At 61.1% G+C, this 13,846-nt stretch carries 11 protein-coding genes and 1 pseudogene; 8 read left to right on the top strand and 4 right to left on the bottom strand.

The window, feature by feature from the left end; genetic code table 11:
* Window positions 1-68 precede the first annotated feature (68 nt).
* The 4 genes from FQ182_RS18445 to FQ182_RS18430 are packed head-to-tail and all read left to right on the top strand — an operon-like array spanning window position 69 to window position 3,019.
* Complete coding sequence (locus tag FQ182_RS18445) at window positions 69-734, top strand: amino acid ABC transporter permease (RefSeq protein ID WP_133103013.1); 666 nt, start codon at window positions 69-71, stop codon at window positions 732-734.
* Window positions 715-1,374 (top strand): amino acid ABC transporter permease, encoded by a 660-nt coding sequence (locus FQ182_RS18440; protein ID WP_063033610.1) that lies wholly within the window; start codon window positions 715-717, stop codon window positions 1,372-1,374. The genes FQ182_RS18445 and FQ182_RS18440 overlap by 20 nt, the downstream gene beginning before the upstream one ends.
* Entirely contained in the window at window positions 1,371-2,147 is a 777-nt protein-coding gene (locus FQ182_RS18435) for an amino acid ABC transporter ATP-binding protein (protein WP_149413896.1), read from the top strand. Before FQ182_RS18440 ends, FQ182_RS18435 begins: the two co-directional genes overlap by 4 nt.
* Window positions 2,144-3,019 (top strand): transporter substrate-binding domain-containing protein, encoded by an 876-nt coding sequence (locus tag FQ182_RS18430; protein WP_149413895.1) that lies wholly within the window; start codon window positions 2,144-2,146, stop codon window positions 3,017-3,019. The genes FQ182_RS18435 and FQ182_RS18430 overlap by 4 nt, the downstream gene beginning before the upstream one ends.
* 46 nt (window positions 3,020-3,065) lie before the next feature.
* On the opposite strand, the gene FQ182_RS18425 is transcribed toward FQ182_RS18430, so the two are convergent.
* Window positions 3,066-4,226 carry an AAA family ATPase gene (locus FQ182_RS18425; protein WP_149413894.1) on the bottom strand — a complete coding sequence of 387 codons (1,161 nt, stop codon included), beginning with the start codon at window positions 4,224-4,226 and terminating at the stop codon, window positions 3,066-3,068.
* A 191-nt stretch (window positions 4,227-4,417) separates the two neighbouring features.
* Between FQ182_RS18425 and FQ182_RS18420 the strand changes: the two genes are divergently transcribed.
* The 4 genes and pseudogenes from FQ182_RS18420 to FQ182_RS18405 form a co-directional block, all read left to right on the top strand.
* Window positions 4,418-5,521, top strand: coding sequence for an efflux RND transporter periplasmic adaptor subunit (locus FQ182_RS18420; RefSeq protein ID WP_149413893.1), 1,104 nt, complete (start codon window positions 4,418-4,420; stop codon window positions 5,519-5,521).
* Between the two features lie 11 nt (window positions 5,522-5,532).
* A complete protein-coding gene (locus FQ182_RS18415; RefSeq protein WP_149413907.1) occupies window positions 5,533-6,603 on the top strand; it encodes an efflux RND transporter periplasmic adaptor subunit in 1,071 nt (356 codons plus the stop codon).
* On the top strand, window positions 6,600-9,659 hold the full coding sequence (locus FQ182_RS18410; RefSeq protein WP_149413892.1) for an efflux RND transporter permease subunit: 3,060 nt from the start codon (window positions 6,600-6,602) through the stop codon (window positions 9,657-9,659). Before FQ182_RS18415 ends, FQ182_RS18410 begins: the two co-directional genes overlap by 4 nt.
* Before the next feature lie 163 nt (window positions 9,660-9,822).
* A pseudogene (locus FQ182_RS18405) lies at window positions 9,823-11,129 on the top strand (glycoside hydrolase); the annotation flags it as partial.
* A gap of 233 nt (window positions 11,130-11,362) precedes the next feature.
* On the opposite strand, the gene FQ182_RS18400 reads toward FQ182_RS18405, so the two are convergent.
* From FQ182_RS18400 to FQ182_RS18390, 3 genes are all read right to left on the bottom strand, one after another.
* Window positions 11,363-11,989, bottom strand: coding sequence for a bifunctional 2-polyprenyl-6-hydroxyphenol methylase/3-demethylubiquinol 3-O-methyltransferase UbiG (locus FQ182_RS18400; protein WP_149413891.1), 627 nt, complete (start codon window positions 11,987-11,989; stop codon window positions 11,363-11,365).
* A 103-nt stretch (window positions 11,990-12,092) separates the two neighbouring features.
* Entirely contained in the window at window positions 12,093-12,737 is a 645-nt protein-coding gene (locus tag FQ182_RS18395) for a methionine ABC transporter permease (protein WP_032856565.1), read from the bottom strand.
* Entirely contained in the window at window positions 12,727-13,845 is a 1,119-nt protein-coding gene (locus FQ182_RS18390; RefSeq protein ID WP_149413890.1) for a methionine ABC transporter ATP-binding protein, read from the bottom strand. Before FQ182_RS18390 ends, FQ182_RS18395 begins: the two co-directional genes overlap by 11 nt.
* Window position 13,846: the final 1 nt, after the last annotated feature.

Below are 13,846 nucleotides of genomic sequence, written 5' to 3'. Positions count from 1 at the left end.
TCGGCGTTACCCACGTCGAATCGGACCGCGCCAGCGCCGCATTACCCTTGCGGCGTCAGGGACTTCAAATGACCTTCGATTACGCTTTTATCCTCAGTACGCTGCCCGCGTTTCTCAAGGCCGTGGGTGTGACGCTGCAAGTGGGCCTGATCGCCATCTGCACATCGCTGCTGGTGGCGCTGATCAACGCAGCCTTGCTGGTGTTTCGCACGCCTTACCTGTGGCGCCTGGTGGCGTTGTATGTGGAGCTGGCCCGCAACACACCGCTGCTGATCCAACTGTTTTTCGTCTACTTCGCGTTGCCGGCCCTGGGTGTGAATATCTCCGGGTTCTGGGCGGCTATCATCACCATGACTTTCCTGGGCGGCGCCTACCTCACTGAAGTGCTGCGTGCCGGTGTTGAGGCGGTGCCGTTGGCACAGATCGAGTCGGGCAAGTCCATCGGCCTGTCCCACTGGCAATTGTTGCGCTACGTGATCCTGCCCCAGGCGGGGATTCTCAGCCTGCCGGCACTGTTCGCTAACTTCATTTTTCTGCTCAAGGAGACCACGGTGGTCTCGGCGGTGGCGGTGCCAGAGATTCTCTACACCGCCAAAAGCTATATCGCCCTCTACTACAAAACCTACGAAATGCTCGCCGTGCTGACGTTGATTTGCGTGCTGTTGTTCCTGCCGCTGTCGCTGCTGCTCAGCCGCCTGGAAAGGAGGCTCCAGCATGGCCAGTTCGGGTCTTGAATTGCTTTGGGTGTCGTTGCCGCAACTGGGCAAGGGCGCGGCGCAAACCCTGTCGATCTCCTTCTTGAGCATCGCCTTCAGCACCGTCGGCGGCGTGTTGTACGGCGTGTTGCGCACGCTGAATTCGAAAGCCATCAACCTCGTGCTGCGAATTTACCTGGAGCTGTTCCGGGCGATTCCGGTGCTGGTGTGGCTGTACCTGCTGTTCTTCGGCCTGCCGATTTTCTTTGGCCTGAGCATTCCCAGTTTCTGGTGCGCAGTGCTGGTGCTGTCCCTGTGGGGCGCCAGTGAAGTGGGCGAAGTGGTGCGCGGTGCCTTGCATTCCCTGCCGCGCGGGCAACGTGAGGCGGGCCTGTCGATTGGTTTGTCGGACCCGCAGCTTTACGGTTACGTGCTGCTCCCCCAGGCCCTCAAACGCATGACTCCGCCCACCATCAACGTCTACACCCGCATCATCAAGACCAGCTCCCTGGCGGTGCTGATCGGCGTGGTGGACGTGATCAAGGTCGGCCAGCAAATCATCGAGCGCACCTATGAGTCAGTGTTGATCTACGGCGCGCTGTTCCTGTTTTTCTTCTTTATCTGCTACCCGTTGTCGGCCGCCTCCAAGGTGCTGGAACGGCGCTGGGCCCAAGCATGAGCGCATTGATCGAGTTCCAGGGTTTCAACAAATTCTTCGGCGAGCAGCAGGTGCTCAAGGACATCGACCTGAGCGTCGAAAGCGGCGAAGTGGTGGTGATTCTCGGCCCTAGCGGTTGCGGCAAAAGTACTTTGTTGCGTTGCCTCAATGGCCTGGAAGTGGCTCACAGCGGGCACTTGCGTTTCGCAGGCCGTGAACTGCTGGACAAGGCCACCGACTGGCGCCAGGTGCGGCAGAACGTAGGCATGGTGTTCCAGAGTTATCACCTGTTCCCCCATATGAACGTGCTCGACAATATTTTGCTGGGCCCGCTGAAAGTGCAAAAACGCGAACCCCGCGAAGCCCGCGCCCAGGCAGAAAAACTGCTGGAGCGGGTTGGCCTGTCCGATAAGCGCGACGCTTTCCCGCGACAGCTCTCGGGCGGCCAGCAGCAACGCATCGCCATCGTCCGCTCGTTGTGCATGAACCCTCAGGTCATGCTGTTTGACGAAGTCACCGCCGCCCTCGACCCGGAAATGGTCAAGGAAGTGCTGGAGGTGATCCAGGGCCTGGCCCGGGACGGTATGACCCTGCTGATCGTCACCCATGAAATGGCCTTCGCCCGCGCCGTCGCCGACCGCGTGGTGTTTATGGAGGCCGGCCGCATACTCGAACAAAACACCCCCGAGGAATTCTTTACGAACCCGCAAACCGCACGCGCGCAGCAGTTCCTGGAGAAATTCTCCTTTGTTTCAACACTGCCCAAAAAGACCAAGGAACTGGAGCTGTTATGAAAACTGCCAAATCTTCACTGTTGTTACTGCCACTGTTCGGCCTCGCTTTGCTGGCTGGCTGCAATAAGTCCGAAGAACCCGTCAAGCCCGCCGCTGCCGCTCCGGCAGTGGTGAGCTACATTGACAAGATCAAGGCGCGGGACAAGCTGATTGTCGGTGTATTTACCGACAAGCCGCCGTTCGGCTTTGTCGATGAAGCAGGGCGCTACGTCGGCTTCGATACGGACATCGGCCGGCGTTTTGCCAAGGATCTGCTGGGCGACGAGAACAAGATCGAGTTCGTCGCCGTTGAACCGGCGAGCCGTATTCCGTTCCTGCAAAGTGACAAGGTCGACCTGATCCTCGCCAACATGACCGTGACCCCGGAACGCAAGGAGGCGGTGGACTTCACCAACCCCAACCTGAAAGTCGCGGTCCAGGCCCTGGTGCCAAATGACAGTGCGGTGAAAAGCCTGGATGACCTGGCCACCCGTACCACCATCGTCACCACCGGTACCACTGCCGATATCTGGCTGACCAAGAACCACCCGGACTGGAAGCTGCTCAAGTTCGAGAAAAACTCCGAGTCGTTGCAAGCGCTGTCCGCCGGTCGTGGTGATGCGTATGCCCAGGACAATTTGGTGCTGTTCAGCTGGGCCAAGCAGAACCCTGGTTACCGCGTGCTGGAGCAGAAACTGGGTGATGAAGCGCCGATTGCTCCGGCAGTAAAGAAGGGCAATATCGAACTGCGCGATTGGGTGAATAGTGAATTGGCCAAGCTGGGCGAGGAGAAATTCCTGCTCAAGCTGTATGACCAATATGTGCGTAAAGAGCTGAGCGATGACACCAAGCCCGAAAGCGTGATTGTTGAAGGCGGTAAGTGGCAGGGCTAATCTCTACCTGATCGTTCCCTCGCGCGTGGGAACGATCCTTAACCGCTTAACTCGGCCAATGCCAAGCCGGCTCATCCAGCACCCGCTGACCGACAATCTGCGTCTGCCCCATCACTTTCTCCAGCACAATGGAATTGCACTCCTCATCCTGCTGCAACGCCGCAATCAAGCGGCTGGCATGGGACACCACCCACACCTGGCACTGCTGCGATACCTGGATAATCAACCGCGCCAACGCCGGCAACAGGTCCGGGTGCAGGCTGGTTTCTGGTTCGTTGAGCACCATCATCGTTGGTGGCCGTGGCGTTAGCAGCGCCGCAACCAGAAGCAAGTAGCGCAGGATGCCGTCCGACAACTCCGCCGCCGACAACGGCCGCAGCAACCCTTCCTGATAAAATTCGATGGCAAAACGTCCGCCCTGCAATGGCTCGATATTCAACCGAGCCCCGGGAAACGCATCGCTGATTGCCCGTTGCAATGCCTCGGGGTCGCCAATCTCGCGAATGGTCTGCAACGCCGCCGCCAAATCCCGACCGTCGTGATGCAACACTGGCGTACGCGTGCCCAGTTGCGGCTGACGCACCGGGGCGTCGACATCGCTGCGAAAGTGATCATAAAAGCGCCAGCCGCGAATGCTCTCGCGCAACAGCAGCACCTCCGGCGAACCCCGCAGGCTACCAACCTGATCGAACAGGCTGTGGTAGTTCGGCGTGTGCTTGGCCAATACATCCCAGGCGCGGCCATCGCGGGCGCGCACCATCGGGCCGGAGCGCTGCACCAACAGGCTCGCCGGGCGGTAAACATTGCCGGCCCAGATGCATTCCTTCTTGATCTCCGGGTCCAGGGAGAAATATGACTCGCCGGGCTCCGGCAGACCCAGGGAGATCGCGTAGCTGAAATCCTCCCCGGCAAACCCCAAGCGCAAGCGCTTGGCGCCCTGGCGTACGCTTGGCTCAACCTCGACTTCGCCACTGAGCATGCGCCGGCTGATGTTTTCCGGCCCGGCCCAGAACGTCGAATCCAGCCCTCCTTCACGGGCCAGCGCGTTGATCACCCCACCTTGGGCCGTCTCCGCCAGCAGTCGTAAAGCACGGTACAGGTTGGACTTGCCGCTGCCATTGGGGCCGGTGATCAGGTTCAACCGATCCAGCGGCACCACCAATTTGTTGATCGAACGGTAATTGGCCACCGCGAGGGTTTTGAGCATGGAACAATTTCCTGTGGTGACGGGGCTTGTTGTGGCAAAAGATCATCGCATGTAAGGGGCTGCTTCGCAGCCCAACGGGGCGATCCGACAAGCCCCCTCGCCACAACCCATAGAAAAGAGGCACCCGTGGAACCCTCAACTACGCTCAGAGTCGCATGATCAAAGACGCGTCAATCAAGCAAGGAGCCTGCATGGGCGGTCCCACCTCGACAATCATTCTCGGCCTTGGCCTGCTGGCGCTGTTGAGCGGTTGCGGCCAGGAACAAGCCGAACCCAAGGAACATTCCCGGGTGTTCGTGCAAACCGTTAAGTCCGCTGATTTTGCCGCTGCCGTGACCCTCACCGGGGACATTCAGGCGCGGGTGCAGACCGATCTGTCGTTTCGCGTTGGTGGCAAGATCATCCAGCGCATAGTCGATGTCGGTGACCGGGTGACGGCCAGGCAAGTGCTCGCCAAGCTTGATCCCAAGGATTTGCAGACCAGCGTCGATTCCGCCCAGGCCCAGGTCGTCGCCGAACAGGCCCGGGTCAAACAGACCGCCGCCGCCTTTGTGCGCCAGGAAAAACTCCTGCCTAAGGGCTACACCAGCCGCAGCGAATACGATTCGGCCCAGGCTGCCCTGCGCAGTAGCCAAAGCGCCCTGGCTGCTGCTCAGGCACAACTGGCCAATGCCCGTGAGCAGTTGGGCTACACGTCGCTGATTGCCGACGCTCCCGGCGTAATTACTGCCCGCCAGGCCGAAGTCGGCCAAGTGGTGCAGGCCACTGTGCCGATTTTCAGCCTGGCGCGGGATGGCGAGCGTGACGCGGTGTTCAACGTCTATGAGTCCTTGCTGGTGGAGCCGCCGCCCGATGCGCCAATCACCGTCAGCCTGCTGGATAACCCGAGTATCAAGGCCCAGGGCAGAGTCCGCGAGGTCACCCCGGCCGTGGCCGCCAACAGCGGCACGGTGCAAGTGAAGATCGCCTTGAGCGCCTTGCCCAAGGGCATGGACCTGGGTTCGGTGGTCAGCGCCACCGCCAATGCACCGGCCAAGCCCAGTGTCGAACTGCCCTGGGCCGCGCTGACCAAAGACCTCAGCGAGCCCGCCGTGTGGCTGGTGGACAGCGATGGCAAGGCGCAACTGCATAAGGTCACCGTCAGCCGCTACCTCACCGGCAAGGTGATCATCAGCGACGGTCTCAAGGGCGGCGAAAAAGTCGTGGTGGCGGGTGGGCAACTGCTGCATCCCGGCATGCTGGTCGAAATTGCCCAGCCGCCGGATCAGGCCCAGGCTCAAGGCACTCAACCATGAAGAGCTCAACCATGAAACGGCTGACGGTATTACTCGCCGCCAGCGTGCTGCTGATGGCCTGCTCCAAGGAAGAGCCTGCGCCCGAGCCGATACGCCCGGTGCTGTCCGTTGAGGTGAAATCCGAAGATCAGGAAAACCTCGGCCGCTTCGCCGGCACCATCCAGGCCCGCTACGAAAGTAACCTTGGCTTTCGCGTTCCCGGCCGCATCGCCCGGCGTGCTGTCGACGTAGGCGCGCAAGTGGAGAAGGGTGCCTTGCTGGCCGTCCTCGACCCTACCGATCAACAGAACCAACTGCGCGCCGCCCAGGGCGACCAGGCTCGGGTCCAGGCACAATGGATTAACGCTCAGGCCAACGCCCGCCGCCAGCAGGAACTGTTCAACCGTGGCGTCGGCGCCCAGGCGCAACTGGACATCGCCCAGACTGACCTGAAAACCACCCAGGCCTCCCTCGATCAGGCCAGGGCCTCGGTTAATCAGGCCAAGGACCAGCTCAACTACAGCGAATTGCGCACTGATCATGCCGGCATCGTCACCGCCTGGAATGCCGAGGCCGGCCAAGTGGTCAGCGCCGGTCAACAAGTAGTGACCCTGGCCCGTCCCGATATCAAGGAGGCGGTGATCGACCTGCCCGCCGGCCTGGCCGAGCGCTTGCCGCTCGACGTGGTGTTCCGCGTGGCCGGGCAGATGGACCCGAATGTCAGCACCACCGCCACCGTGCGCGAAATCGAGCCCCAGGCCCAAAGCGCCACCCGCACCCGTCGCGCGCGCCTGACCCTGGCCGACACGCCAGCGGCCTTTCGCCTGGGCACGGCTATCAGCGTGACCTTGAGTTCGGCCATCGCTCCGCGTATCGAACTGCCCCTCAGCACCTTGCAGGAAGTCGATGGCAAAACCCGAATCTGGGTCATCGATATGCAAAGCCAGACCGTTCAGCCACGCGACGTCACCCTCATCAGCCGCAACGCTGACAGCGCACTGCTCAACGGCGGCGTAAAACCCGGCGAACGGGTGGTGAGTGCCGGCGTGAACAGCCTCAAGCCTGGGCAAAAAGTCAAAATCGACGAGGGCAGCCCGCGATGAAAGGGAGTTTCAACTTATCCGACTGGGCCCTCAAGCATCAGTCCTTCGTCTGGTACCTGATGTTCGTCGCGCTGCTGATGGGCGTGTTCTCCTATATGAATCTGGGCCGCGAGGAAGACCCGTCCTTCACCATCAAGACCATGGTGATCCAGACCCGCTGGCCAGGCGCGACCCAGGAAGAAACCCTCAAGCAGGTCACCGACCGCATCGAGAAAAAACTCGAAGAGCTGGACTCCCTCGACTATGTGAAAAGCTACACCCGCCCTGGTGAGTCCACGGTGTTCGTGTTCCTGCGCGACACCACCAGCGCCAAGGATATTCCCCAGATCTGGTACCAGGTGCGCAAGAAGATCGACGACATTCGCGGCACCTTCCCCCAGGGGCTGCAAGGGCCTTCGTTTAACGACGAGTTCGGGGATGTGTTCGGCTCGGTGTATGCCTTTACCGCCGATGGCCTGTCGATGCGCCAACTGCGCGATTACGTCGAACAGGTACGCGCCGAGATTCGTTCGGTACCGGGGCTGGGCAAGGTCGAGATGATCGGCCAGCAGGACGAAGTGATTTACCTGAATTTCTCCACCCGCAAACTCGCGGCCCTGGGCATTGATCAGCGCCAAGTGGTGCAGAGCCTGCAATCGCAGAACGCGGTGACGCCGGCTGGGGTGATCGAGGCCGGGCCGGAGCGGATTTCGGTGCGCACCTCGGGGCAGTTTGCTTCGGAGAAGGACCTGGCCAACGTCAACCTGCGGCTCAATGATCGTTTCTATCGGCTGGCGGATATTGCCGACATCAGCCGTGGCTACGTCGACCCAGCGCGGCCGATGTTTCGTTTCAACGGCAAGCCGGCCATCGGCCTGGCCATTGCCATGCAAAAGGGCGGCAATATTCAGGACTTCGGCAAGGCCCTGCACCAGCGCATGGATGACCTGACTGCCGACTTGCCGGTGGGCGTCGGTGTGCACAAGGTCTCCGATCAGGCAGAAGTGGTGGAGGAGGCCGTCGGCGGCTTTACCAGCGCGCTGTTTGAAGCGGTGATCATCGTGCTGGTGGTGAGTTTTATCAGCCTCGGCGTGCGTGCTGGTCTGGTGGTGGCCTGCTCGATTCCATTGGTGCTGGCGCTGGTCTTCGTGTTCATGGAGTACAGCGGTATCACCATGCAGCGGGTGTCGTTGGGCGCGTTGATCATCGCCCTCGGCCTGCTGGTGGATGACGCGATGATCACCGTGGAGATGATGATCACGCGCCTGGAAAAAGGTGAAACCAAGGAGCAGGCGGCGACCTTTGCCTACACCTCCACCGCATTTCCGATGCTGACCGGGACGCTGGTGACGGTGGCCGGGTTCGTGCCTATCGGCCTCAACGCCAGCTCCGCCGGTGAGTACACCTTTACCCTGTTCGCGGTGATCGCCGTCGCGATGCTGGTGTCGTGGGTGGTCGCCGTGTTGTTCGCGCCGGTGATTGGCGTGCATATCCTCAGCAGCAAGGTCAAACCCCACAGCGCCGAGCCAGGGCGTGTTGGCCGGGCGTTCAATGGCGGCATGCTGTGGGCCATGCGCAACCGTTGGTGGGCCATCGGCATCACGGTGCTGCTGTTCGCCGCGTCGGTGTTTTCCATGCAGTTTGTGCAGAACCAGTTTTTCCCGTCGTCCGACCGCCCGGAAATCCTCGTCGACCTCAACCTGCCGCAAAACGCCTCGATCAATGAAACCCGTAAGGCCGTGGATCGCCTTGAAGCAATCATCAAGGACGACCCCGATATTGCCCGCTGGAGTACCTATATCGGCCAGGGCGCGATCCGGTTCTACCTGCCGTTGGACCAGCAACTGGAGAACCCGTACTACGCGCAGTTGGTGATTGTCAGCAAAGGCCTGGAAGAGCGCGGGGCGTTGATTACCCGCCTGCAAAAACACCTGCGCGATGATTTTGTCGGCGTCGGCAGCTTCGTCCAGCCGCTGGAAATGGGCCCGCCTGTTGGCAGGCCGATCCAGTACCGGGTCTCCGGCAAGGACATCGACCAAGTGCGCAAACACGCCATCGAATTGGCTACCCTGCTCGATAAAAATACTCACCTTGGCGAAATCATCTACGACTGGAACGAGCCGGGCAAAGTCCTGCGGGTTGATATCGCCCAAGACAAGGCGCGGCAATTGGGGCTGTCGTCCGAAGACGTGGCGCAGTTGATGAACAGCGTGGTCAGCGGTGCTGCGGTGACGCAGGTACATGATGATATTTACCTGATCAACGTGGTCGGCCGCGCCGAAGACGCCGAGCGCGGTACGCCGCAAACCTTGCAGAACCTGCAGATCGTCACGCCCAACGGCACCTCGATTCCGCTGCCGGCCTTTGCCACCGTGCGCTATGAACTGGAGCAGCCGCTGGTGTGGCGTCGGGATCGCAAGCCGACCATCACCATCAAGGCGGCAGTGCGCGATGAGGTGCAGCCGACCGATCTGGTGAAACAACTGAAGCCTGAAATCGACAAGTTCAGCGCCGGTTTGCCGGTAGGCTACAAAGTCGCCACCGGCGGCACCGTGGAAGAAAGTGGCAAAGCTCAGGGGCCGATTGCCAAGGTGGTGCCGCTGATGCTGTTTTTGATGGCGACCTTCCTGATGATCCAGCTGCACAGTGTGCAGAAAATGTTCCTGGTGGCCAGCGTCGCGCCGCTGGGGTTGATTGGTGTGGTGCTGGCGCTGATTCCCACGGGCACGCCCATGGGTTTTGTGGCGATCCTGGGGATTCTTGCGCTGATCGGCATCATCATCCGCAACTCGGTGATCCTGGTGACGCAGATCGATGCCTACGAGCGCGACGGCTACTCGCCGTGGGATGCGGTGGTGGAAGCCACTGAGCACCGGCGCCGGCCGATCCTGCTGACGGCGGCTGCGGCCAGCCTAGGCATGATTCCCATCGCCCGGGAAGTGTTCTGGGGGCCGATGGCCTACGCGATGATCGGCGGCATTATCATCGCCACCTTGCTGACGCTGCTGTTTTTGCCGGCGCTGTATGTGGCCTGGTACAAGATTCGCGAGCCGAAGAAAGAAAGATCTGAAGGCTAATATTGATCATTCCCACGCGAGCGCGTGGGAATGATCCTGGAAATATCTGCAAACATCTCCTGTTTCCCGAGCGGAATTCAATTGTTCTACCCTCCTGACCTCACTTGAGAAGGTCCCTGCCATGACCAACTCCCTGCGCCATGCCCTGATGGTCTGATCACCCTTGGCCCTCGCTGGCACCGTGCTGGAAAACAGTCTGTGGCGCATCGAACTCGATCCGGTCACCTTGGCTCTGCGCGTCACGCCTGCCGATAACGATCCCGTGCAGGCCTCCAGTGGCGTCACCGCCCACAAGGTCAGCCAACTGATCCAAACCTCCAACCAGGCCAGTTGGCAATGGGACGACGGCGCCTTTCGCCTGAGCGCCACTCTCGACCAGCGCGACCTCGCCCTGAGCATCACGGCCCGGGAAGCTGGCGAACTGAACATCCTCCAACAACCGACCAGCGCCATGGGCAAGGGCTTGATCTGGCCACTCGCCGAGGGCCATTACGTGCCCGCCGGCAACACGCTTTGGCAGAACTTCCTGCTGGAGCAGGGTGATGTGAACATTACCCAGGACTTTAGCCTGCCGTTATGGGGGGTCGATTCCGGCACGTTTACCCTCAACTGGTTGATGACTAATCCGTACAACAATCGTCTGCACTGGCAGGCCGAGGGCAAGCGCCTGGGGTTGTCAGTGCGTCATGAGTTCACCGCCCTGGCCCCCTCTGCGCCGATGACGTTGCGCCTGCACCTGGGAGGGCCCGATCTGTTGGCCGGTGCCAAGCGCTATCGACAATGGCTGGTTGAACAGGGGCGTTACGAGCCGTTGGCGGACAAGTTGCGGCAGACGCCGGAGGCCGAGAAGTTGCTGGGTGCCAGCCACGTCTACTTGTGGGGCAACGACCTGCTGGGCCCTGGCGATGTGCGCGACTGGTCGCAACTGCGCAAGATACTGCGTAGCGATGACGGTCTGGCGGGGGAGCTGAAAGGTTTGCTGGACAAGGAGTCGATGCAGGTTACTTGATGGCACCCTATGACTCTTATGAAACCGCCCTGTCCGCCAAGGAAAATCCGGACTGGACCACCGCGCACCTGGGCAGCAGGGCCCATCGCGACTGTGCAATTGTCTTGAAAAATGGCCAGCTCAAAACCGGTTTCCAGAAGTCCGGGTACTACACCGCCCCACGTTGTGTGCGACCGCTATTGGAGGCGCGGGTAAAGGCGGTGCAGGCCAAGGCCGGCTTCAACGCCTGGTTCCTTGATGCCTACGCCACTGGCATGCTGTTCGACAGCTACCGCTCTGTGCTCAACATGACCCAGGCGCAGAACGCTGAAGGCAACATTGAAGCCTCCCGCTGGATCGGCAATGCCCTCAAGGTGGCGGTGGGCTCCGAAGACGACAATGCAACTACCGCCCAAGGCATCCTGTTTGCCCACGGCATGCAGACGCCGGTGCTGGGGTGGGGCGATCGGCAGGTGCAGCAGACTACCTTTGCCGATGGGACGCGGCTGGTGGCCAATTTTGCCGGGCAGGCGAGAGAGGGTTATGCAGCTAGCAGCGTGACGGCGTTGATACCCGGCCAATCACCTGCGATTTATGCCGTAGCAGCTGTCGAGCCCTAGCGAGGCTGCGTTGGCCGCGCTGCCGAGTGAGCCAGGTCCAGGACCGAGGCGCGCCTGACGCAGCTTCGCCGTGGCTCGACAGCTCTACGGGTGACTTAGTGTTTGCGCCACACACTCGCCAGCCAGGGTTGCTGCTCCAGGGGTAACCCGGCCGGGCGATAGTAATGCTCCAGCTCGACAAACCCCGCGGTTGTCAGCAGCTCTTGCCAAGCGTCAAGGTCGTGATAGGACCCATAACGCGGCCCGTTCCAGCCCTCCTGGTTCTCACCGCGAGGGTTGGAGCTGAACAACACCCCACCCGGTTTCAATGCACCATGGAGCTGCTTGAGAATGCGCGGTAATTCCTGCTTGGGAATATGAAACAGCACCGCATTGGCGAAGATCCCGTCAAAACGAGCGGCAGGCAAGTCGAGTTTCAGGAAGTCCTGTTGCAACACTTCGCAGTTGCTGTCTTCGCGGGCCATCTGTGCAAGGCGTTCCGAGCCGTCCAGCCCGACGGCGATATGGCCCATGCGGGTAAACGTCTGCAAGTCCCGCCCCGGCCCGCATCCGAAATCCAGCACGGTAAACGGCGCATCAGCCTGGATGTGCCGCAACAGCGCGTCGATGTTCTGGCTCACATCATGGTCGCGGGTGCCCTCGCGGAAGTCCTCGGCCACCTTGTTGTAATGGCCCAGGGTGGTGGAAGTGATCTGGTCGAGGTCGTCGGGGGCGAGTTTCATGGCGAGCGGCACCGGGCAAAGAGAGGGGCCGACTATACCTTGTGACGAGCGGGCTTGCTGTGGCGAGGGGCTGTGCGGCAGCTCCAATAAAGCCACCGCCCTCTCAGCGCTTGTTGAGCACCCGCGCCAGCCGATCCCCACCCAACTGAATCACCGCCACCAGAATCACCAGCAGCACAATCACCGTCAGCATGATTTGGCTGTCAAATCGCTGATACCCATAGCGGTAGGCAATATCCCCCAGCCCCCCGGCGCCAATTGCCCCGGCCATGGCCGACGAGTTGATCATGGTCACCAGGGTGATGGTGAAGCCGCCAACAATCCCCGGCAGCGCCTCAGGCAACAGCACATGCCAGACGATATGCCAGCGCCGGCAGCCCATCGCTTGCGCCGCTTCGATCAGCCCGTGATCGACTTCTCGCAGGCTGACCTCGGCGATGCGCGCGAAGAACGGCGTCGCGGCGATGGTCAGCGGCACCACGGCGGCCCATACGCCGTAGGTGGTGCCGACGATCAACCGGGTAAAGGGAATCAGCGCCACCATCAAAATCAGAAACGGAATGGAACGGAACAGATTGACGAACGCCCCCAGCACCCGGTTCAGCGCCGGGGCCTGGTAGATGCCGCCCTTGTCACTGGTGACCAGAAACACCGCCAGCGGGATACCCACCAGCAACGCGATCAGCGATGACACACCGACCATCAACAATGTGTCGATGGCACCCTGCAATAACCGGTCAAACCACATAGCCCAGCACCTCCACCTGTTGTGCCCAGCGCGTGGCGCGGCTGCGCAATTCTTCGGCGCCCAGGGACGAGCCCGTGACCGCCAGCAGCAACTGCCCCAGCGCATGGCCCTGAATCCGTTCAACCCCGCCTTGTAGCAAGCGCACGCGCCCGCCGAGAGCACTGAACAGCGCTGCCAGGTCCGGCTCGTCCTGGGCACTGCCAGTAAATTGCAAACGCAACACGACGGCCGCGTCCGCCGACACCGGCTTGGGCTGCAAACGGTTTTGCAGTTCTTCCGGCAACCCATGTTGTAGCGGCGCCAACAGGGTTTTGCTGACCTCGTGCTGCGGGTTGCCGAACACTTCCCACACTGGGCCTTGTTCGACGACCTTGCCGTGTTCGAGCACCACGACCCGGTCGCAGATTTCGCGAATCACGGCCATTTCATGGGTGATCAACACGATGGTCAGGCCCAGGCGTTTGTTGATCTCGCGCAGCAGGCCGAGGATCGACTGAGTCGTCTCCGGGTCCAGCGCCGAAGTGGCCTCGTCGCACAACAGAATCTGCGGGTCATGCACCAGCGAACGGGCAATGCCCACGCACTGTTTTTGCCCGCCGGACAACTGCGCCGGGTAGGCGTTGTGCTTGTCCTGCAGGCCCACCAACTCAAGTAATTGACGGACCTTTTGCTGTCGCTGTTCCTTGGGTACTCCAGCGACTTTGAGCGGCAGCTCGACGTTCTGCCACACGGTCTTGGCTGACATCAGATTGAAGTGCTGGAAGATCATGCCGATGCGTCGGCGCAGCGCCACCAGTCGGTCTTCGTCGAAGTCACCGATGTCTATCTGATCGATCAACACCCGACCGCTGCTCGGTTGCTCCAGGCGGTTGATGGTGCGGATCAGCGACGACTTGCCGGCGCCGCTGCGGCCAATGATACCGAACACCTCACCGCGCTGAATCGCCAGATCGATGCCTTGCAGCGCCGGCACTGGTTGACCGTCGTAGGTCTTGCCCAGGTTGATAAAGCGCACATGGGCCCGATTCAGCTCGGGGTGCAGTTCGGTTTGCTCAGCGTCCCGCAGTGTCGTGTCCAGGGCGCGCAATGGGGCGTTGGCGGCGCTCATG

The sequence above is a fragment of the Pseudomonas sp. ANT_H4 genome (assembly GCF_008369295.1).
In the GTDB taxonomy this organism is placed as follows: Bacteria; Pseudomonadota; Gammaproteobacteria; order Pseudomonadales; family Pseudomonadaceae; genus Aquipseudomonas.
This window is presented reverse-complemented; position numbering and strand designations above follow the sequence as displayed.